Here is a 24,071-nt window from a genome sequence, read left to right on the forward strand (position 1 = left end):
TTCCTAATGAATGTATGAATTCCGGCCGCTCTTACAGCTTCTAGCTTCCCCTGCGGTATTCTTCGATGACGATATGGCAGTTCGTACCACTGAAGCCAAACCCGCTGATTGCAGCCATTCTGGAGCCCCGTTTGTTCTCCGGCCAATCTACCAGCTCGGTGTTGATGTAGAAGGGGCTTCCGTCCAGCCTGATCTTCTCATTAAGCCGGTTATAGTGGATCAGCGGCGGGATTTGTCTGTTTTTCAGAGACAGCAGGATTTTGATCATTCCGGCGACACCGGCGGCCATTGTGGCATGTCCGATATTGGCTTTGACGGACCCAAGCGCGCAATACTGGCTGTCCTGCGTAAATTCGCGGAACGCTTCGGTCAGGGCCTTTACTTCGATCGGATCACCCAAAGCGGTGCCCGTTCCATGCGCTTCGACATAGTTGATCTCGGCCGGATCGATGCGGAACTTCTCGTACACCCGTTTCTCCAATTGAATCTGCGAGTTCACGCTTGGTGCGGTAATGCCATTGGTCCGGCCGTCCTGATTCACACCTGAGCCGCGGATTACACCATAGATATGATCCCTGTTCTCCAGCGCCTGCTTCAGCGGCTTCAGCACCACGACCCCTACGCCCTCGCTCAGCAGGGTCCCGTCTGCTTCCTGATCGAAGGGCCTGCATACACCCTGCGCTGACAAAATCTCCATCTGGCTGCTCTGCACCATGCTGTCCGGGGTAATCATCAGCCGGATACCTCCGGCCAGCGCCATGTCACACTCCTCATTCCAGAGGCTGACACATGCCTGGTGTACGGCAACCAGCGACGAGGAACAGGCGGTATCTATTGAAATGCTCGGGCCTTTCAGATTGAGAAAATACGAGATTCGCGCAGCCAGAATCGACGAAGAAGTCCCGGTAAACGCATCTGCGGTATTGCTTAGACGGTTCGCTTCCAGATGCTTGGTATAATCGCTTGGCGCACAGCCGACAAATACGCCGCAGCGGGTATCCTGCACCGCCTGGTCGGAATATCCGGCATCCTCCAGCGCCTTCCAGGCCTCCTCCAGAAAAATCCGCTGCTGCGGGTCCATAATCTCCCCTTCCTTAGGAGAAATATTGAAGAATAACGGATCGAATTCATCCACATGGTCAAGCAGTCCGGCAACCGTACAATAAGTCTTCTGATCCGCTTTCCGGTCTTCGTCATACCATGCCCGAATATCGAACCGGCTGGCGGGAATTTCACCCGTGCTGGCTACACCGTCACGGAGATTACGCCACAGCTCTCTTGCCGAAGCGGCGCCGGGAAATCTGCCTGATAACCCGACAATCGCAACGCCTTCTGCCGCGGCGGCTGTGGCTTGGTCAGCGGAAACTCCTGGAGGAGCTTCCGGCGTGACCTTTACCGGTTCTTCCGCAGGGCGGGAGGCGGCAAAGCCCAGTTTGATCTTGCCCGTAGCCTCTGTACTTGAAGCTGCGGGAGCTATGGGAGCCGGGCCGGTTTTCAGTGTCAGCTTGGGCGCTCCAGAGGCCGGTTGTCCAGCGGATAAGGGAGCCTGCGCCGCAGGTGCTTGTTCCTCCTTGGCCTGACGCCCGGTTAGTGGCTTCAGGGATCGTGCGGCGTGCGGCGAGACTGTGGCTGGTTCAGAAGCTTTTACCGGCTCCTTAAAGTCGTTCACTGGCTCCTTCATTGGCGCTTTCGGTTTGGACGGCGCTGCTGCCGGTTTGTTTGTCGAGAATTGATCGATTAGATCATTCATATATTCATATCTGTGGTTTAAGCGTTGGGACTGCACAGGTTCGTGTATCTGCTCTTGCGGGTTTGCATTCGCAGCACTGGCATTGATTCCCTTCCCCGGCATTGCGCCGCTGTTCTTCTGAATCTCATCTACCATATACCGGGCCAGCTCGGGAATGGTCGGATAATCATAGAGCACGATGCCGTCAAGCTGGATATGCAGCGCTTCATTCAGATCGCGGACAATTTCCACACTGCTGATCGAATCAATGCCCATTTCCTTAAAAGAAAGCTCATGGCTCAGCTCCTCCGGCTGAAGCTTCACTACCCGGCACAGCACATCCTTGACCTGCTGCTCCACGGCTTCCGGAGAGAGGGTCTGCTCTGCACCGGAAACCGCATCTCCCCGCTGCTTCAGCTCATGGATACGTCTCAGACCTTCGCGTGCCTCCAGCTTATGGTCCTTGATCTGCTGCAATATGTCCTTGATCGTCTCGCCGTTACTCATAGTACACCTCCAAAAACTGGGCTACTTCGTCCACATCCAGCTCATCCTCGTTCAGCCTGGACAACAGCTCCAGCAGATCACGGTCCTCCTGGTTAACCGATGGGGGAGTATAGTTGGCAGAACCCCCGGATACTCCTGAACCGGCATGTCCTCCTGAAGCTCCGGCTTCTTCTGCTCCCCTACTCGTACCTGAAGATGTTCCTGAGACTGCGGGTACTGCCTTTAATCCCGGTATTCCCGGTACTTCCGCTTCCTTAACCTGTAAAAACGACTCCAGCTTGCGCCCGATATGCGCGGCAAGAAGATTAATAGAGTAGTAGTCATAGATATCGATGGTGTCGAGCTGCAGGCTGAAGCTCTCATTGAGATCGCGCACAATTTCAACGCCGCTGATGGAATCCACACCCATATCCTTGAAATTCATATCCTCGTCCAGTTCTGCTTCATCCAGTTGTATCCGGTTAGCGATGATCCGGGTCAGTTCGTCCTTGAAGTTCCGCTCAATGTTCCGATCGGCTTCTGAAGCATATATGGAAGGAATGGAGTCAGCAGGGTCTGTTGAACTGGCAAGACCTGCTGAACCGTCATGGTCCGTTAAACCGGAATGTATACCCCCGGTCGGCAGGCTTGCCTTGTTTCCTTTATCTTCAGGTGCAGATAGGGTTGCTGCCGTTACAGCTTCCCGCTCATTCCCCCCTGATTCCGCGGCCCGGTATAAGTGGCGGATCTTTGCTTTGACCTCTGAGGTGGTGAAGGTAATCCGGTGCATTTCATTCTCACGTTCCACACATTGCAGTAATGAATCCAGCACCCGGCTGGACAGCTCCTGCTTCAGCACACTGACCGTGGTCCTCGGCTTCTCGGCAATCAGCCGGGCAACCGACACCGCCTCCTGCAGCACCTTGTCCTTTGCCCGGAAGATGACGGAGGCTGATCTGCTTTTGAGCTGTTCGCCGGAATACATTTTGGCTGTGAACATCATCTCAACAGCGAGATTCTTTCCCAGCTTGTCCTCCAGAATGAAGGTTGCGCCCATCCCCGGAGTGAAGCCGTATTTGGCAAAAGCAGCGGAATACAAGCTCTCCTCAGCCATAACCACAACATCCGCATACAATCCGAACAGCAGGCCGCCGCCGGAAGCGTGGCCTTCCATTGCAGAGATCACAGGGATAGGGCACTCCAGCATCCCCCTGTACAAAATCGGCGCATCCGTGAAGCTCAGCCTGGAGTCGGAAATATCCAGCAGCTGCTCCTGGGTTCCGCCCATGGAGAAGATCCGGTCGTTCCCGGCAACCACAATCGCCTTGATCTGCTCATCCTGCTGTGCGGCCTGGAAGCAATGGGTGAGCCCCTGTATAACCTCATGGGTAAAAGTATTGTTATGCTTGGCATCCTGAATGCGGATAATAGCGACGCCGCCCTCCACATGCTCCAGCATAACTTCATTTCCCGCATACGCCGGAATTGCTTCAGGCGCTGCGAATCCGGCAGTTGGAGCGGGTTCTGCATACTCTTGTATAGTTGTAATTAGTTGTGAAGGGTTAATCGGCTCGATCCAATAGCTTTTACGGGCAAACGGATAATGCGGCAGCGAAAGAAGCTCAGGTACGTCATTCCCGTATAATATCCGCCAGTCTATAGCTGCGCCTTCCGCCCATGCCTGGGCCAGGCGTTCAGCATCGCCCGGCGTATACGGATTAGCCTGGATTTGTACATGTCTCTGCATTTGCGCCTTACTTGCCTGCCCTTGTGCAGCCAAGCCTGCCTCTGACGTGAACAGTTGAGCGGATGCCCGCTGCTCCAAATAATCCCCGATCGTCACCAGCAGCTCACTGAGTGTACGGTACACGACAGCCAGCCGGTGCTTCATGGGTTCCCGGGCTACCTGAAGTGTATAGCTGAGCCCCGGCAACGACAGTTCCTGCACCGCCCCGGCCCTGACTTCAGCAGCCTCATAACCTTCCATACCTGCCACTCCGTGTACAAGCTGACTGCTGAGCTCTTCCACTGTTAAGTCACCGCTAACGGCAGAAGCGTTTGCCTGGATGCCAAAGCTCGCCAGGAGCCTGTCACACAGCTGGATGAATTCAACAGGCCCGAGACCCAGCTCCTCCAGGGAGTGATCCTGTCCGATCCCGGTGACCGGAAGGTCCAGCATTTGAGCAATGACCTCCTGCAGGGCAGCTGTCATGTCCTTATGACTACCGTGGCCCTCTGTTGTTCTTTGTTCCATAAAAGCTTTCATCCGCCGGGCATAAGCCTGCAGCCGTTCAGGGGTCTGCGCGGATAATATGAAGATATACGGATCATTATCAACATTCTGCTGATCCTGATTCCCGCTGCTTCTGTTGCCGGTATATTGCTCCAGAATGACATGGGCGTTAGAACCTCCCGCACCAAAAGCACTGATGCCGGCGCGTCTCGGGTACACCGTTGTCCTCCCGTTTGCGGTACGGGTGACCGGCTTCCACGGCTCCAGCTTCTGCTGAATGTAAAAGCCCGAATCGCCAAGCCGGATATGCGGGTTAATTCGTTCAGAATGAATTGATGGTACAAGCTGCCCGTGCTGCATCTGCAGAAGCACCTTGGCGATGGAGGATATGCCCGCAGCCGCTTCGGCATGGCCGATATTGGACTTGACTGAACCGATGGCACAGCTGAAGTCTTCGTCCTTATGGGGAGCAAAAGCATTCATCAGCGCTTTGATCTCAATCGGATCGCCCAGCGAGGTCCCCGTGCCATGCGCTTCGATATAATTGATGGTGCCTGCATCGATGCCGCTTCTGCGGATCGCTTCGGACACGGCTTCCTCCTGCGCACGCTGATTGGGAACCGTGAACCCGCTCGCCTCCCCGCCATGATTAATGGCGCTGCCCTTGATGACTGCATAGATCCGGTCATGGTCCCGCTCCGCCTGCTTCAGCGGCTTGATCAGAATTGCGCCCGCTGCCTCGGCGGGCACGTAACCATCTCCGCCTTCCCCGAAGCTGCGGCATCGGCCATCCGAGGAAGCGAAATTACCCTGGGATAACAGAAGGTACTTATCCGGGTGCACGGAGAGATTCACCCCTCCAACCAGGGCCATGGCACAATCCTGATTCTTCACGCTTTGACAGGCCATGTGCAGTGCCGTCATCGAGGAGGAACACATGGTATCAATGCCCAGCGAAGGTCCGGTCAGTCCAAAATAATATGAGACCCGGTTGGCAATCGACGAGAGGGTGGAAGTGGAGACCTGCCGGCTGGTGTTGTAGAGCTGGTACTGCATCCACATGGCTCCGGCGAATACGCCTACCTTTTGACCTTTGAGCGCAGACCGGATATACCCGCCATCCTCGAATGCTTCCCAGGCCAGCTCCAGAAACACCCGCTCATGCGGGTCCATCAGCACGGCTTGATAAGGTGCCACATTGAACAGCAGTGAATCGAACTTGTCCACATCGCGGAGGAAGCCGCCCCACCTGGAGCTGTCCTTGCCCCAGCTCTCCCGGGCAATCTGCTGCTGCTCCTCATGACTCCACCTCTGCGGATCGATCTCCGATACGGCGTCCCGTCCTGCCTTGAGCAGCTCCCAATACTCGGACAGATTGTCCGCACCAGGAAATCTCCCGCTGATACCGATAATCGCGAGGTCATCCTCTTCTGTACCTCCGGCAGAACGGATAATCGGATTCGGAGCCATCTCAGGCTGCGTAGCCGCCTTTTCCTTATGTAACTCCTCATTCCATTCCCCGTCCCGGACCAAGACAGCGTCAATCCTGCTTTCTTCCCCCGGAACCATGAGCAATAGGGTTTCTTCCCGCTGCAGCGCCCATTCCAGCGCCTCTATCCCTGCGGAAGTCTCCAGGAGCAAGATGCCAAATCTGTGTTTTAGCGCAAGCTCCGTATGTTCGTCGCCCTTCATGCCGCCCTCGCGCCAGAGAGGCCAGTTGACGGACAGGGATTTGCCGCTTCTCAGCCCCTGCGCTCTCCAGAGTTCTCTTTGCTGTACATAGGCGTCCATATATAGATTGGCAAACGCATAATCGCTTTGGCTTGGATTGCCCAGAATTCCCGCCACGGAGGAAAAAGCAGCAAAAAACGTGAGCGGCTCCCCCTTGAACACTTCATCGAGATTGGCCGTCCCCTCCGCCTTCACCCGCAGCACCTGACGCAGCTCATCACTGTCCTTATGCACCAGTAACGAATCACGTGTAAGTCCCGCGCAATGAAAGATTCCGTCCAATTCCCCATATTTCTCCTTCACAAAAGCATGCAGGCGCTCGACCGATGTCCGGTCCGTTACATCACAAGCTACATAATCCAGACGCTGATGCGCGCCTAACCCTGCTGCAGCCTCTTCCGGCAGCTTGGCAGCTCTGCCGCAGAGAATGGCTGTCCCGCCTTGCTGCAGAACATGGGCTGCCAGCTTCTGTCCAATGCCTCCGGCTCCGCCTGTAATCAAGTAGACCTGATTGCTGCGAATGGCCGTTTTACCTCCGCCAGCTACGTGTCCTGCCTTACGGTAGGTCTGTATTCTCCGTATGTCCCGCTCATACACCACACGGCGCCCGCTGTCCCAGCCCCTGTAGAGTTCATTATGGAAAATTGTCCGGAGCTGCCTGCGGTTCTCCGCATCCAGGCCGATACATTTATAAGCCACCTTATCCGTTTCGGATTGGATGCAGTGCAGGAATCCCTCCATCGCTGCATCGCCCGGATGAGCGGCAGCCCCCTCTTGATCGAAGAAATACAGAACCTTTACTGCCGATTTAATTCTGCTTCTCAGCAGCTCCCGCAGGATATAGAACATGGGAATCACCTGCTGCTCGGACTCCGGCAGACCGCCCTGCTTCCGCCCGCCGCAATTCAGGCTGTTGACCAGAACTGTGGGCATGCGGTCCGCCAGCTGTAATTCATCTGCCAATTGCTTGTAATCATCCCCGCAGTTAAAGTTCATGCGGTAAATGCCGGCTTCTGCTGCGGCAAATTGCTCTCCCGGAAGCACGAAGGTGTAGCGATTGCCTGCCTCCATTCCAGCCAGAGACAGCAGTTCATCCTGCTGCCCGCACAAGACCAGTACCTGCTCCTGCTGCCCCGGGTATCCTGACTCGCTAAGCTCTGTTAGCGGGCTGTTGATCCAAGCGGAGGTATAGGCGTGAATGGCCGCAGCGGACGGTTCCGGCTTGGCCGATTGGTGCACATCGCCAGCCGCTGTATCGGAGCTAAAAAACGAATCGCTATGCTCCTGGAGAATATACTGGCTTAACTCCTCCATCGTGGCGTATTCAAACAGCAATGTTGGGTAAAGGGGGCTTCCCAGCTTCTCTTCCAGCCGCTTGACGATGTCCAGCAAATGCTGTGAGTTCAGCCCTTGATTGTAAAAGCCCTCATCGGTCCGCAGCTCAGCTTCATCTCTTCCGGACAGACCGCTTACCAGCCGCTTCAGATAAGCGGTGACGGCAGCCTTGCGCATACCTTCTTCCGCCGGATCTCCTTTACGGGACAGCGGAGCTTGGGCTTTGACTTGGACCGGCTCCAGCTTAGCAGATGCGGATGAAGCCAGTGGGGAAGCAGCTGCATATTGAACCTTCTGAGGCCCGCTGATCAGTTCCCTGGACCTGATCTTCTTCAGGCCCCAGCGTCTGAAGCTGGCAATCTCCTGTCCTTGCCCGTTATACACCTCGATATCGAAATACATCAGATCCTTGATGTCTCCATCCGGATACCCCTCATCCTTGATATAGACATAGATCTGCTCCTTCATCGGTTCATAGGAACGGAAGGATTCGATGAACATCGGTATGGAAGCCTGAATCTCCCTGGAGAAATCCAGCTCCTGCAATACGACGAATCCCTGAACCAGCGTTGCCGCATCCAGATAACAAGGGTGCATGTAGAACTGGTCCATATATTCCCTCGCCAGCTCGCCCAGGGTAATCTCAGCCAGGATACGCTGATCGCCGTAATACAGCTTACCCAGACCCTTCATAAATTCCAGATGGCGGATATCAATTCTCCGTACATAGCTGTAGGCATGGTCCATATCTTCCACGCGATGACTCAGACTTTTAATCTGCTGAATGTCGATTGATTTCCGCTCGCCGGTGCGCGCAGGTGACAAATGCAGCTCACAGCGCAGGTTTTCATCCCAGGTACTGTCCAGGAGCTCGTGCTCCTTAATCTTCCGGCTCTGCGCCACGACCTCGTATCCGTCCGCTTTTTTGGTGAACGAGATTTGGATTTTTTTATCATATTGTCCGCTGGTGGAGACCGGCTCGCTGAACAGAACCTTGCGCAGCTCGATATCCCGCAGGTTGATGCCCTTGGTCTGCAGGAACCGGTAGATCATGTCAAGCAGCGTCACACCCGGCATGATCCGTACTCCGTGAACCCGATGATCTCTGACGATATAATTGCTGTTTTTAATTACTGTACTGAACTTCACACCATTTAAAGCGTCCATGCGTGCACACCTCTCCGCTCTCCCGTATTCATGCCTACTCTTCCACGAATTGCAGAAAGGACAGCTGATCCTGTTCATCCTGTGTCTGCCTGCCCTCTTCCTTCCCGCGGTTTACCCAGGCCTGCTGCCTGTTATACAGCGGTGCAGGCAACGGATATCTGCGCTGGGTATAACCGTTGAGTGTATCCTCCCCGCACTCCCCGATGATCATATGAACATTGGTGCCGCCGAATCCGAAGGAGCTGACGGCTGCCCGCCGGGCCTCCCCGTGGCTGTCCCAGGCTGCGGCCTCAAGCACCGGATAAAAAGGCGAGTGCCCGAAGTCGAAGCGCGGATTGGGCCGGCTGCAATTCAGCGTGGGAACAAGCATCTTGTGGTGGACGCACAGCGCCGCCTTAATGAAGCTGGCAATGCCTGCCGCGCTGAGGCAATGGCCGATATTGGTCTTCACGCTGCCCACACCGCAAAAGCCTGTGGCACCGGTATATCTTTTGTAAACCGAGGTCAGGGCCTTCAGCTCAATGGGATCGCCGATCATCGTACCTGTGCCGTGGGTCTCCACGTAACCAATCGTCTCCGGGTTAATACCGGAACGGCGTATCGCTTCAGCGATAACCTCTTCCTGGGCCTGCATGCTTGGGGTGGTAACCCCCATCGTACGGCCGTCATTATTGGTTGCCGAGGCTTCAATAACCGTGTAGATTCTGTTCCCGTCGGCGAGGGCCTTGGCCAGCGGCTTGAGCAGCACCGCCCCGCAGCCTTCTCCCGGCACGATGCCGTTCGCCTCCTCATCAAAGGTATGGCATTTGCCGTCCGGCGACATGGCCTTGGAGGCGCTGAATACGAGATGGGGACGCTCATCCAGAAGCAGATCCACCCCGCCCGCTATAGCCATCTCCGACTCGCCGGAGCGGATGCTCTGGCAGGCCAGATGCAGACTGAGGAGCGAGGAAGAACAGGCGCTGTCCACCGTTAGGCTGGGACCCTTGAGATTGAAGAAATGGGAGGCATAAGCCGCGATGAAATTTTGCCCGATGCCGATGATCGTATTCTTATTGATATCCTGCACCCAGCCCGGATAAGAGCCTGGATGGGCGCCGATGAACACACCGACCTTCTTCCCGCTGATGTCCTCCATCTCATAGCCCGCATCCAGAATAGTCTCCGCTGTAACCTCAAGGGACTGCCGCATAAGCGGACTGATCTGCTCCACATTCTCCTTAAGGCCGAAATACCCGCCGTCGAAGCGCTCGATATCGTCCAGGAACCCGCCCCATTTGCTGATGCTTTTGCCTTCTGCATAGACAGGAGCGTACCATTCATCCTTATCCCAGCGGCTGGCCGGAACCTCTGTAATATTGTCCAGTCCCTGCCGCAGATTGTTCCAGAAGGCATCCTTGTCTCCAGCCCCCGGAAAATGGCAGCCCATGCCGATAACGGCAATCCGTCCGCCATGCCTGCCTTCAGGGCTTTGCGTTTCGTCCTGTACGTTGTGTACCGCTTGCATTCTTGCTTCCCTGCCACGGCCGTAATTAAATTCCGGCACCCGGTTATACGGTTCAGCGAATCTGATTCTATTGCCTGTCAGCAAAGGCGGGTCATCCTGCTCCAGCTCCGGCTGACTCTTATATTCTGCGCCGTTTGAGCAGAGATGCTCTGCCAGCGCGCGCATGTCTCTAAGCTCGAAGAACAGCGCCGGATCCATACGGGTCTGAAAAGCGGTGTCCAGCTTCTTAATGACCTCGATCAGCAGAATGGAATCCACGCCGATTTCGGCAAACGGAACATCCTCACGTACGCGGTCCCCCGGCAGCTTCAGCTCTGCACAGAAGATATCCAGAATCAGGGCGGACGCTTTTTGCAGCTCACTTGGGGTACTCAGTGTATTCTGTACATCCCCCCTGGCTGCCGCAGCGTCAGGACTGCCTTGACTCTTCACAACGGCCTTCGCCCCAGGTAAACCCTTCCCCCGTTCAGCGCTTGCCTTGATCAATAATTCCGGGCGGTAAAGATCCATGTCCAGGATAGCCGGAATCACACTTGGCGAATCACTGCCAATGATGATGTCCTCCAGCATGAAGAGGCCATCGGCAAGGCTGTGTGCGGTAAGTCCTGACTGTGTATAGAGCGGGCTAAGCTGAAATCCGGAATCCGCCAGCATCCCGACCTCTGACCAGCTAGGCCAGATGATCGACTGATAATAACTGTTTCCGAGGGTGTGCTGATGCTGTGCATACAGGTCCAGATAATAGTTGGCTGCGCTGTAATCGCTAAGCCCGGCAGACAACAGCGGCGCCAGAGCTGAAATGGAGGAGAATAGAACAAAGAATTCCAGCTTATCCTGGGCAAAAATGTGCTGGAGTGCCGCCACCCCTTCAACCTTAGGTTCAAAGACCTGCCGGATATCGGCGATTTTTTTGTTCACAAAGGCCGGGTGCTGATTCAGATTGGAGCCTGCGCAGTGCACAACACCGCCAATTTCGCCCCACTGCTGCCGGATGCTCTCAACAAAAGGCATAAGCTGCCCGGCATCGGTCAGCGAACCGGAATACACCTCAACCTGGGCACCGGAGGCTTCCAGCTCCACTACCCGCTTGATTCGTGCCAGACTTCCCGGATCATGGATAGTGCCGGACAAGATGTCCGGCCAATCCTCCCGGACAGGAAAAGCCTGAACCCCCATCAGCACCAGCTTCCGTGCGCCTCTTCGGACCAGCAGACGGGCCACCTCGGCCCCGATCCCCCGCGTGCCTCCGGTAATGACGTAGACCTTCTTGGGGTCTACCTTCAACCGGTTATGCCGTTCGCGGCCGATCCATTTATTCTGCTGCTTCAACGTGGTGATAACCGGCTCATACCGCAATCCGTCCGCATAGCACGCTTCAGCGGTATCGGATTCCAGGCTTAATTCGCCTAGAACAATCCGGAGCTGCCGGTTAATATCCGAAGCATCCAGGCCGATATCCACGGTGCGGGCGGTGACTTGTCTATATTCTGCGCCAAGCGTGCGGATGATCCCGGCGATATCCGCTCCGGCCAGAGTAACCGTGCGGTTCTCCGGATTCTGAACCCCGCCGGTCAAATGGACAATCCGAAAATCCTTGCCCGCCTGCTTAACCAGCGCTTGCAGAAGCATGATTTTACCGTAGCTCTGCTTGGACATGGGCTTCGGCTGTGCATGGAGATCGGAGAAATCAACGATTCCCTTGAGTTTCAGCTTCATCCCGAGTACGGCTTCAATCGTCTGCTCACTATCCTCTGTAAGCGTGAAGTCAACGGGTAACACGGAGTCACGGGCTTGCTGCGCCTTTCCGTCACACAGGATTAGCGGTTCTTCAAAGCTTGCTCTGACCGCTGCAAGTGCGTCATCATCCATCTCTTCATTTACGATGATAAGATACTGCCCTTCAACCCGTTTGCGCTCACGAGGCCGCTCCGATTTCATCCATTCCTTCTTAAGCAGAGCGTATTGCTCCCCGGTAACAATCTCACGGGTGCTGACGGGGACCATCTGGATGTTCTTAAAGGACAGCACCGCTTCACCCGTCTCATTCAGCACATGAACGTCATAATGAAGCTCACCGCCGGCAGTCTCCAGACCACCCGACTGAAAATGAACATATTTCGCCGATGAGGCTTGGCGGATAAGCTGTATTTCACCGATCTCATAAGCTGCAGACGCCGTGCCGCCATTGCTGATAATGTCCATGTTCAGCCCCTGCAGGACGGCTTCAGTTAGCATAGCTGCCAGGACATCGTCCGCCGAATGGAACGGGCCTGGTGAGATTACCGCCAAGTGGTCTGTCAGGCTGCTGTACAAGCCTGTTATGATCTGTGCCTGTGCCTCATAAGCTATACCTTGATTCTCAAGTACCCGGTAGACTTCATCCCCAGTCCGAACCTGCGCTGCTTCCTGCTTGAGCTTGCCTATATCCAGCGCTGCCGGTTCGTGAGACGGATAAGCCAGGCCTGTTCTGGCCGTACCTGCTGCAAGGATATCCTGCTGCGATCCTTCGTGCAGGATAGCGAACCGGAGGGAATCCCCCTCACCCTCACCTTGAAGTTGAATATTCAGTTTCACTTGCTGCTTGTCAGAAGCAGGATGGCAGAATTGAATCTGCTCCAGTGAGGCAATACCCGGAGCACCACTTCCCAGCAGTGCAGCCTGCGCGCCTATAGCCAGCAGAATAGCTTCGCTGAATACCGCTGCCCCATAAATAGACTTGCCGAACACGGCCTTTCCGGCAGCCTCCGGTTCACTTATGAAGCCGATTCCCTGCACCGTTGACACATTGCGGTGAACCAGCGGATGTAGCTGCCCCTCTGCCGCTGCTCCAGCACTTCCGACAGCTCCGGCAGCTGAGCTGCTTCTGGATACTTGGTCAGCTCCTGTGGCAGCTCCGCCACTTCCGGATACTCCGCGAGCCCCTCCGGCAGCTGCGGTACTTCCGGCAGCTCCGCCATTCTCCGCGCTTCCCTTCTCATCCGCTGCCTCAATCCAGCAGCGCATATAATCGAAGGGATAGCCTGGAAGCGGCACTCTGCGGAAGCTCCCGGCAGCGGACAGGCTTTTGAAATCGGCTGCATAGCCTTTGATGTAATAATTGGCAATCAACTGCGCCGCCTTTGCCCGTTCCTGCGGAGTAAGCCGGTCCTGATGAAACTGGACCAGCAATTGCTCCATCTTGGATTTCAGCGCAGGTTTCACCCGCTCATTGCCGCCCGATCCGCCGCCGCTATACCAGCCTGAGCTTGGCTGCTTATGAAGAAAAGCCTCCAGCTCCCGGACCAGCTCTTCCTTGCTTGCGGCAATGAACATGCTGCGGTAGGCGTAATGATCTCTTCCGGTCAGCAGTGTATACGATATATTGGCCAGTCTGCCCAAGCTTGTGCGCTCCTGCAGATAATCCCGCAGATGCTGTACCTTGGCCTCGAGTGCCGTATCGCTTTTCGCTGACAAAGCGAACAGCAGCACTTTCCCGTCATTGTCCCCGGCTGTGCCGGTGACGGCTTCTTCTTCCTGCTCTATATGCTCCGCAACCACCACATGGCAATTGGTTCCGCTCATTCCAAACGAGCTGACCGCTGCCATTCTTGGCCGTCCGGCTTCCCTGCGCCATTCCTCGGTCTCTTTTCCCACATAGAATGGGCTGTTCTTAAAATCGATTAGCTTGTTCCCCTCACCAGAGTGAAGCGTAGCGGGAATTCTGGCGTGCTGCAGGCTAAGGAGAACCTTGATCAGACCCGCCATGCCCGAGGCGGACAGGGTGTGTCCTATGTTGCCTTTGACTGAGCCGAGATGGCAATATTGCTTCTTGTCCGTGAATGCGCCGAAGGTCTCCGTGAGGGCAGCGACCTCGATCGGATCCCCCAGCCGGGTGCCCGTGCCATGTGCCTCCACATAGCTGATGTGCTCAGGGTTAATCCCGGATTTCTCATAGACTTCACGTTCCAGCGCTGCCTGTGAGAGACCATTCGGGGCGGTAATGCCATTGGTTTTACCGTCCTGATTGACCCCGATGCCTGCGATGACTCCGTAGATATGGTCCCCGTCCCGCTTCGCGGCAGCATACTTCTTGAGGAGCACAGCGCCCACGCCTTCGCCCAGGCCTATGCCGTCGGCCTCCTCGGCGAACGGCTTGCAGATTCCGTCGGTGTTCAGCATCCCCAGCTTGCCCAGCGACATATAAATCCATGGCGTGAGCATAAGCTGGACACCTCCGGCGATCGCCATCTCGCTGCTGCCGTTATGCAGGCTGTCACAAGCGAGTGACAAAGCTACCAGTGACGATGAGCAGGCCGTATCCAGGGCGATGCTCGGCCCCTTTAAATTGAGCAGATAGGAGATTCTCGCCGGAATGACCGACAAGCTGTTCCCCGTAGGGACATGCTCGTTCGTTTCACCCAGGAACCGCTCCAGATACTCCCCTTGCTGAAGGCCTACAAAAATGCCGCATTTGCTGCCTGACATATCCTGCAGCGAATATCCCGCATCTTCTATGGCCTTCCAGGATTCTTCCAGAAACAGCCGTTGTCTGGGGTCCATATGCTCCGCTTCTTTGGGAGAGATGTGGAAGAACAAAGGATCGAATTGATCCGCGCCCGGGAGAAAGCCCCCATAACGGATATGTGCCCTCTGCGCCGGGGTCAGCTTGGTCAGCTCCGTGCGTTCAGCAGGCGCTTCCTGAAGACTGCTCACTTCCTGTACAAGGTTGTCCCAATACTGCTGCACATTGCGGGCGCCGGAGAATCTGCCGGAGAGGCCGATAATGGCGATATCATCGCTGCGCACATTCCCATTATTTTGCGTAAATTCCGGTGTATGTGTTCTGCCCTGCATAGGCATTAGCTCCCCTCCAGTAAGAGTTCAAGTTCATTCAGATCTATAGGGCTATCCACCGCCAGCCCGGAGTTCCCGGAGGCCACAGATCCCGTTCCTGCTGTCTCCAGAATATGGGCGGTCAGCAGCCGTACCGTGTTGTAATTGAACAGATCATTGGAATGCAGTGCAAGGCCGAGCCGGTCGTTCAGCTTGTCTATCAGTTCCAGCGTCAACACAGAATTCACGCCCAGTTCCGAGAAGGGAAGATCGGCGTTAACCTCTCCGGCCTCCAAATAAATGACCTCCTCCAGCGTGCGGTTCAGACATTGCTCCACCGAGTCTGCAAACGTGTCTACATATCCGATCGCTTCTGCCGGAGTCACGGTTTGCGGAGTCTGTGAAGTTTGTGGCCGAAGGCTCTTGTTCTGCTCATCACAGGCTGGTTCCTGTTCCCAATCCTTCTCTGCTTCAAGCGTGTAGCGATTGGCCTCAGCGGCAGGCGCCGAGAAGCCATTGCCGATCCAATATCTCTTCTTGTCAAAAATATAATTCGGCAGCGTGATCACCCGTGCACGGCTGCGTTCATTATGCAGTAGCTTCCAGTCTATCTTCGCCTTCAGCAGCCAGAGCTGGGCAATCTGCGGCCATTGTCTGTTACGAACCGCGTTGGCAATAAACTGATGTCCGGATTCGTTCTGGAATAGAATGGCGGCAACATCATTCTGCGGGTCCAGGCTGCCTGTGTAGACATCCGGCAAATTCGGTTCTCCGGCGGCAAAGCGGATTAACACTTCCCTAAGCTCCCCGATATTCCGGGTGACAATGGCCACTCTCTCGGCAAAAGCTTCCCGCCCAACCTGCAGCGTATAAGCGACATCCTCTAGACGCAATGTATATCCGTCTGTATCGGCGGCATCCATCTCCGCCGCACTAGACGCAGCAGTCTCGGCGTAAGCCTGGGTATCAAATCCGATTCCGGCATTCCTCCGGCTAAGCTCAGCCGCTTCCAGATGACTCATCAGCTCACGCAGCGACCGGTTAGCCCCTAATGTGCTGTCGGCAGCATGTTCCTGAACCAGCTCATTGATGGCATCGGCCAGCCTAACCTGGTGTACAGCATCCGCGCACAGCTCAGTCAGAATTTCGTCATAGTCAATCTGCCCGGGGTTCACGCCAAGCACTTCCGCGACAACGTCCAGACAGCGGTTACGGACAGCCTGTAATCGGGCGGCTATTAGATCACTTGTGTCCACAACCCGTCCACCCGTCCGGTGGCGGGCGATAAATGCCGCGAGCTGCCGAGCCTGCGCCTGCAGCTTGTCCCTGCTCTTGGCGGACAGCACGATGAGCTGCTCCTCACCCTGCGCTGCAGGAGGTACGTCCGGCTCATATTGCTCAATCACAATATGGGCGTTGGTGCCTCCTGCCCCGAAGGAGCTGATGCCCGCCCTGAGCGGCTGAACCTTCAGCCCATCCGGCGTCTCCTCCATAAGCGGCTTCCACGGCTGGAGCGAACGCTGTACATAGAACGGCGTTTTGGCAAAATCTATATTCTCGTTGAGCTGCTCCGCGAGAATTGAAGGCACCAGCTGCTTGTGCTTCATCTGCAGCAGCACCTTGGTCAAGGAAGCCATTCCTGCTGCCGATTCGAGATGTCCGATATTGCTCTTGACCGAGCCAATGGCGCAAAACTGCGTTTTGGCGGTGAATTTCTTGAACGCCTTCGTTAACCCGGCCACCTCGATCGGGTCTCCCAGCGCAGTGCCGGTACCATGGGCCTCAATGTAACTGATCTGCTCGGGATGCACGCCAGACCTCCGCAGCGCCTCCTCAATCAGCTCGGACTGGGCATTCGGATTAGGCACAGTATAAGAACTAACCTTGCCGCCGTGATTGACCGCCGTTCCTTTGATTAAGCCATAGACTGAATCCCCGTCGCGGAGCGCCGCCTCCAGCGGTTTCAGCAGAACCGCGCCAACGCCTTCACCGGGAACATAGCCGTCCCCGCCCTGGCCGAAGGCCCGGCACTTGCCTTCCGTGGAGCCGAACCGCTGATCGGTCAGGAAGATATATTTTGCCGGATGCACTAGGGTGTTGACACTACCGGCCACCGCCATTTCACTCTCACCATGCCGGATGCTCTCGCAGGCCATATGGATAGCCACCAGCGCTGACGAGCACATCGTATCAATAGCCAGGCTCGGTCCCTTGAAGTTGAAATGATATGAAATCCGGTTGGCGATGGACGCAAACGAAGAACGGACATCCATGAGCCGGCCGTTATTGTATTGCTCGACACCTAGCAGCTGATAATGGGAATTCATAACGCCGATGAATACGCCAACCTTCTTGCCGGAGAGAGTATCCGCGGCAGCTCCCGCATCCTCCAGCGTGTGGTAGGTGGTCTGGAGCATGAGCCGCTCCTGCGGGTCCATCAGCTCCGCTTCCCGCGGGGAGATATGGAAGAATCCGGCATCGAACTTCTCGACATCCTTCATGAACGCTCCCCACTTGGTGTACACTTTGCCCGGCTTGCCTTTCTCAGGATGGTAATCCTTGTGGTAATCCCAGCGCTCCGGCGGAATCTCCGTAACGCAGTCCTGCCCCCCGCTTAGCACATCCCAGAATTCCTCCAGCGTATCCGCCATCGGGTACTGTCCGCTTAAGCCGACAATCGCAATATCCCCGCTTACTGCTTCTGCTCCCTGATGCCGGGACATGGCGGGGGCAGCTTCCTCTTTTACAGCCGCTTCCTGTACAGTTCCCGTTTCTGCTGACACCGCTTCTGGCATCACTTGTTCCGCCGTTTCTTCCACTACTGCTTCTTGTTGCTCCGTTCCCCCGCTCTGACCGGGCTCCCCGGCGGACTGCTGAAAGAATTCCGCATGATTATCCATAAAGAATGCCGCCAGAAGGGCAATCGTGCTGTATTCAAAGAAAAGCGTGCTTGGTAAATCGGAGAAGTCCTTGCCCAGTATTCCATTCAGCTCCATGATCATGATGGAGTCGATGCCGTATTTGGAGAAGTCGGCTGAGGCTTCAAGCTGCACTGCCGGAACCCCGGTCGCCTGCGACACGACTCCCTTCAAGTACTGCTGAATAGCTTCCTCCACCTTAACGTTGGGGACAAGACCGCTATGAAGCGGCTGCTGCTGGATTGGCGGAACCGGAAGCTTCAGTGGAGCTGTTGCCCCGCCCGTTACCATTACCGCTGCTGCCCGCTGCCGCTCATGAACACTCTGCGCGGAAGCATTCAGCACCCTCTCCTGCTGCGGCTTCTCTTCTGTAACTGCCGCAAGTACCCGGCTCAGCTGCTGCCGTTCTCCGCAGGCTACAATAATACGGGATTCACCCGTGCGGACCAGCTGCTCCAGCAGTTCAAGACCGGCCTGTGTATCCAACTGCTCCATCCCGGCCTGCTGGCGGTATTGTACGGCTTCCTCTCCGGACAACTGCATCGCGCCGTCATTCCACACCGGCCAGTTGATCGACAGCGAGGCACCTGAACGCATCCCCTCCTTAACCTGCTCAGCCCGGAGTAAGGCAAAGCGGTCGAGATAGCTGTTAGCCGCCGCATAAGTACCTCTGGCGAAATCTCCAATGATTGCGGAAACGGACGAGAAAAGCACGAAGAAATCCAGCTTCTCCTGCTGCGTAGCTTCATCCAGGTTGACCGCTCCCTGGATCTTGGGCAACAGCACTTCTGCCATCTGTTCAGGACTGGCTTCCATCAGTGGGTGCTCACCGAGCACTCCGGCACAATGAATGATGCCGTGAATGGAATGAAAAGCCTCTTGGGCCTGCACCACAATCTCGGCGGCAGTCTGCCGCTCCGCGATATCACCAGGCAAGTAAATAACCTGCCCGGGATAACTCTGCAGCCGCTCAAGCTCACGGCTTCTCGGTTCATCCAGTGCGGATCTTCCGGTCAGCACCACATTGGCTTCATAATTCCGCAGGGCAAATTCGGCCACGGCAAGTCCCAGCTTACCCATTCCGCCGGTAATCAGGTAGGTACCCTGTTTGCGGAAACCGCTGAACTCTGCTTCGGGTAGTGACTCCAGCGGAAGGATTACACGGCTGGCTCTCGCTCCGCCTGAATAACTAATTTCCACAAATGACGCCTGCTTGCGGTACAGCAGCTCTTGCGCCGCGTAGAACGGAATTTCTTCTGCACGCTCGCAATACATCACGGACGGGATGAAGCTGCGGTTGGTGGCCTGAAGGGCCTTGGACAGCCCCCGCAGCATTCCCGCTCCCGGCTCGCTGCCGCTCTGGACTGCGCCAAGCAAGAAGCGGACCTGATGCTGGGAATAGAGCTGAGTAACCGCCTTGAACAGATACAGAACCGGATAAAAGGCGTTCAGGATCTCTGCCTGTTCCCCATCCCACTCATACAGAATAGCGTCAATCCTTATCCCCTTAGCCAGCAGCTCCGTGAGCAGCCTGCCATAATCCGCTTCCTGTTCAGGCCGGATGCTGTATTCCTTACTTCCTGCAGCTGCGCTGTAGTCCGCTCCCGGATTCACAATAATGACGTTGTCCGGCACCGTATGCTCCCGGGCGAATGCTTCTGCCAGCCGGTGAGCCTTCCCTTTGTCCCGGACCATATACAGCATATTCTTCACTTCGGCCTTGCTGATCCCTTCACTATGGCCGCCAAGCCCCCCGGCTTCCGGAAGCTGGGCTTCCTGCCAGCGCTCGGTGTACAGGTGAATACGGCGGCTTGCCGCACTAACCGCATTGGTTGGCTGAATGGCCCGGATCGTGAAGTCCCTGGCTTCCACCAGCACTTCCCCCTGCTCATTCAGAATATAGACATTGAACCGCTTCATCCCCGCTGCCTTGCCTGCGGTCTCGGGTACGATCTCCGCATATGAATAGCAGCTTGGCGTCAGCCTGCCGTAGATGCGGACTTCACCGAGTGCGAACGGAATATGCAATCTTAGCTGCTTGTACGCTTCGGTTCCGCCGATCCAGGTCACTGCCCGCAGCGCAGCATCGACAAGGGACGGGTGCAGCATATATTGGCTAAATGCAGGCAGCAGGTCCGGAGGAAGGTCGAGCTTCTCCAGCGATTCTCCGCTTCCGCACAATGCTTCTGTTGTAGCCTGGAAGCTTGGCCCATATTGAAAACCGATGGAGCTGCCAAACACCTCGTTGTAGCAGAAATCCTTGGCAATTCTGACTCCGCCCCGGGCCTGAATAGCGTCAAGATTGAAGCTGCGCCGCTCCGCTTGCTGTGCAGTCCCGGTATAGAGCTTGCCCGTGCAATGAATAAGCCGGGTACTGTTCTCAGCAGTATACACCTGGAACTTCATATACCCTGATTCGGGAGTGAGCTGAATATAGGCATCCCGTGTATCGGCCACTTCCAGCCGGTTCACCCATAGCACATCTTTAATGGAATGCACCTGCGTCCTGGCCGCGAATTCGCCGGCCGCCCTGACCATCTCCAGATAAGCGACTCCCGGCAAAATCACCCGTTCATCCACAATATGCTCGCCAACATAGAAATCGCTCACCTTAAGTGTCTTCACGAATAGCAGCCGCTCCGGGCTGGACTTCGCCAGATCAATCATCGGATGGCTCTGAGCCGGAGCAGCCTGAGGGGCCGCCATCCAATACGAAGAACGGTTGAAGGCATAGCCGGGCAATGGCTGCTTCTTGAAGCTTCCGCCGGGATACAGCCTGCTCCAATCTAAATCTGCCCCAGCCAGCCATAGCTTCAGCAGAACCTCATGGAACCCGAAGACTCCGTCACTCTGAGGCGATAATGCTGCCGTTTCCTTATCCCCTGCACACAGCCGGATCACCTCAGACTGCAGGACGCTCTGCCCGGCACATTGCTCCTGAAGCTGTTCTCTCCAGCTTGCAGGCCCGGAAATTTCTGCCATATGCTGATTGGCTTCGTGCAGACAGGTGTAGGGGACATTTAAATTCAGTTGATCCTGCCGTTCATTGAGCTGATTCCGGACTGCTTCCAGCACTCCAGCTTCTTCCTCATCAGAGGAAGTTAACAGCCGGACGGCCATTTCCTTGGATATAACCTCATCCAGAACAAGCTGGACCCATTCACTCAGCCGCGCATCACTTAAAGTGATGCGTTCCGACAAATCCCATTTCTGATTCAGCTTCAGCAGCGAACCGTAGACGATCAACAGCAGAAGAACACGCTGCCGCTCCATTGCCTCGCCACCCTCACCGGCAGCTAACAACTGCTCCTGATGCAGCAGCGAGTCTGTGGACAGCTTCGCTGCCTGCAGCGCCGGGGATTGATCCCAATCCCGCAAATATTTCTTAAAGGTAAATTGCGTCCGGCTGAGTATTCTGGCTTTCTCCACATAATGCCTGAACGCCGCAGCGTCAGCACCGGTGATGCATACATTGCGCAAGCCGGCAATATACGCCGGGCCAATGTTAATACGGTGAATCTTCACTTGATGAACAGGGTCTATGAAGGTCAGCTCCGGTCTTTGCAGCACCGTTTCCGCAAGAGTAGCCCTGCCGGTCAGAATGTCATACGCCTGAACAGGCGTAACCATTCCGCTGACCGCCATTGCGAGCAGCGTCCCTTGCTGCTCACCGCTCACGGACTCAACCTCTACTCCCAGGCTCATCAGGACTTTAGCCAGCGTATAATTAATCAGGAAAGAGTAGGCGGCAAGCTTATCCTTGTTCCATTTGGCAATTGTAAGGCCACTCCGGATAGCAGCCGGCCCGCCGCGCAGCTCAGTTTCGGCAATAACCTCTTCAAGAACTTCGCGGATATACGGCTCTTCCATTACGCTCTTAATCTCCGTGTATCCTGTATAGATGACATTGGTGAAATGTACCGACCAGCGCTTGCGGCCCGGCTCCAGCCGCTCAACAGCGGAGGCAGCGGATTGCAGATACTCGGCTAGCTCCTGCCTGCTCCGGATGACAGCGCCGATTCTGTATTCCCGGCAATGGCGTCTGCCTGCAAGCAGCGTTTTGCATAACTCTCCGATGGATACGTCCGCTATCTCCGGCGAATTCAGATGAGACTTCCAGACGGCTATACTCTCGTTCAAACTGTCGCTGTTCAGGGCAGAGAGAGTGAAGAGCTGCGCACCCGGTACGGATTTGTTACTGGCTCTGGCCGGTTTCGGTTGCTCGTAGGCCTCAAGAATCACATGGGCATTGACTCCGCCGAAGCCAAAGCCGCTTACGCCCGCCCGCAACGGGGTCTGTTCATTGACCGGCACCCACTCCGTGTTGTCCGTGGCTACCTTAAACGGGGTATGCTCCCAGTCCAGCAGCGGATTCAGACCGGTAAGGTTGAGCAGCTTGGGAATAGTCTTATGCTTCATCATCAGCAGTACCCGGATGATCCCGGCAACGCCAGAGGCACTTGCTAAATGGCCGATATTGGTCTTGACCGAGCCAATGGTGCAGAACTGTTCCTGATCGGTGTACTGCCTGAACACCTGGGTCAGCGCTTCGACTTCAATCGGATCGCCAAGAGCGGTTCCGGTGCCATGCGCCTCAATATAATTGACGGTCGAAGCATCTACCCGGGCTTGCCGCAAAGCGGCTTCAACCAATTCCTTCTGCGCTTTCATGCTCGGTGCAGCGATGGTCTGTGAAGCGCCGCAGTGGTTCACTGCCGTTCCCCGGATAATGCCGTAGACATGGTTGCCGTCCCGCACCGCATCCTCCAGCTTCTGCAGCAGCAGGACGCCAACGCCCTCTCCCTGCACAAATCCGTCCGCATTCTCGTCAAAAGCCTTGCATTGTCCGTCCCGGCTCATCATATTCGATTTGGAGAAGGTCACGTACCGCCAAGGATGATAGGCCAGGCACACGCCTGCCGCTATGGCATACTTCGCTTCTCCGGCCTGTAGATTCTGTCTTGCTTTGTGAACAGCAACCAGTGAAGAGGAGCAAGCGGTATCCAGAGAGAGGCTCTCTCCGGTCAGGCCCAAAGTATGCGAGATGCGGTTCGCCGCAATACATTCGAAGTTGCCGAGCCCCGCATAATGATCGACCTTATCACCACCGGTCAATGCAATCAGACCGTAGTCATTGCCGGTAACCCCGACATACACAGAAGTCCGTTCCTTCTGGAGTTCGGCCAGCGGAATCCCTGAATCCTCAAGACAATGCCATGTTTCTTCCAGCAGAATCCGCTGCTGGGGGTCCATGCTCGCCACCTCTCTGGGTGACAAGTTAAAGAAGGTATTGTCGAACTTGTCGATGCCGGATAAAGAAGCACAGTATTTCACAAACTGCTCATTGTCCCAGCCGAGGTCGGCCTCGTTCTTCAGTCCGTATCTTCCGTTCTGCCAGCGGTCATAACTGATAGGCTTGACGGAATTCACATGATTGATCATGTTGTTCCAGTAGCTGCTGTAATTCTCTGCCTCTGGGAATCTGCACCCGATGCCGACAATCGCCACATCCTGCCCGGCTGCAGCCCTCCGCGGCTTAAGCTTGCTTGCCGAAGCCTTAGAGCTCATATACCGTCTCCTTTTCTCTGGCGACCCGTTGTTCCCTCATCCCTCTAAGCAGAGAAAGAATGCTGTCCTCCTGATACTGCTTCTTGATATACTTCTCCATCGTGCTCTTCCAGACATCGAATTCAAAGCCAAGAGCCTGCAGCAGCGCGCCCAGCATGACGAAATTCTCATTCCGCACATTTCCCGTTTCCTTCGCAATGGCAGTTCCTTCGACATAAGTGACATGCTTATACCGGCTGAAGTTGTCCTCGTACTTTCCTTTGTATGTATCTTCATTCAGCTCTGCCAGATTGACGAGCATCCGCCCCTCCTGTTTCAGGAAGCTTCCCCAGCGCAGCGCTTCGATCTGATCGAAGCCGACAATATAGTCCGCTGTGCCCATTTCAATCAGGGGAGAGTAGATTTTGTCGCCAAAACGAACCTGTGCATGCACGCTTCCGCCTCTTTGCGACATACCGTGCACCTCGGAGACCTTCACGTCATACCCGAGCGCAACCAGTCCCTGGGATAACACATTGGTTACAGTAATGACACCTTTTCCGCCCACACCGGCTAAAATAATGCTTGTAGCTGCTGTCATAGGTC

Annotated in this window: 5 protein-coding genes; all 5 read right to left on the minus strand. The window is 55.7% G+C overall.

The annotated features are described in order from the left end of the window. Positions 1-40 precede the first annotated feature (40 nt). The 5 genes from P40081_RS18955 to P40081_RS18975 are packed head-to-tail and all read right to left on the minus strand — an operon-like array spanning position 41 to position 24,066. Entirely contained in the window at positions 41-2,236 is a 2,196-nt protein-coding gene (locus P40081_RS18955; protein ID WP_042137638.1) for a type I polyketide synthase, read from the minus strand. Next, positions 2,229-8,681, minus strand: a complete 6,453-nt coding sequence (locus tag P40081_RS18960) for an SDR family NAD(P)-dependent oxidoreductase (RefSeq protein WP_042137640.1) — start codon at positions 8,679-8,681, stop codon at positions 2,229-2,231. Before P40081_RS18960 ends, P40081_RS18955 begins: the two co-directional genes overlap by 8 nt. Before the next feature lie 34 nt (positions 8,682-8,715). Next, positions 8,716-15,021, minus strand: a complete 6,306-nt coding sequence (locus P40081_RS36490; RefSeq protein ID WP_197074247.1) for a beta-ketoacyl synthase N-terminal-like domain-containing protein — start codon at positions 15,019-15,021, stop codon at positions 8,716-8,718. 5 nt (positions 15,022-15,026) lie between these two features. Further along, on the minus strand, positions 15,027-23,486 hold the full coding sequence (locus tag P40081_RS36495) for an SDR family NAD(P)-dependent oxidoreductase (protein ID WP_052421899.1): 8,460 nt from the start codon (positions 23,484-23,486) through the stop codon (positions 15,027-15,029). Further along, positions 23,476-24,066 (minus strand): indolepyruvate oxidoreductase subunit beta, encoded by a 591-nt coding sequence (locus tag P40081_RS18975; protein ID WP_042137642.1) that lies wholly within the window; start codon positions 24,064-24,066, stop codon positions 23,476-23,478. The genes P40081_RS36495 and P40081_RS18975 overlap by 11 nt, the downstream gene beginning before the upstream one ends. Positions 24,067-24,071: the final 5 nt, after the last annotated feature.

The organism is Paenibacillus sp. FSL P4-0081, assembly GCF_000758565.1.
Lineage (GTDB): Bacteria > Bacillota > Bacilli > Paenibacillales > Paenibacillaceae > Paenibacillus_AQ > Paenibacillus_AQ phytohabitans.

Bases quoted from the DNA above. Each gene is read 5' to 3' on its own strand.
- P40081_RS18975 (WP_042137642.1), bottom strand. From the start codon at position 24,066: ATGACAGCAGCTACAAGCATTATTTTAGCCGGTGTGGGCGGAAAAGGT.
- P40081_RS36490 (WP_197074247.1), bottom strand. From the start codon at position 15,021: ATGCAGGGCAGAACACATACACCGGAATTTACGCAAAATAATGGGAAT.
- P40081_RS18960 (WP_042137640.1), bottom strand. From the start codon at position 8,681: ATGGACGCTTTAAATGGTGTGAAGTTCAGTACAGTAATTAAAAACAGC.
- P40081_RS36495 (WP_052421899.1), bottom strand. From the start codon at position 23,486: ATGAGCTCTAAGGCTTCGGCAAGCAAGCTTAAGCCGCGGAGGGCTGCA.
- P40081_RS18955 (WP_042137638.1), bottom strand. From the start codon at position 2,236: ATGAGTAACGGCGAGACGATCAAGGACATATTGCAGCAGATCAAGGAC.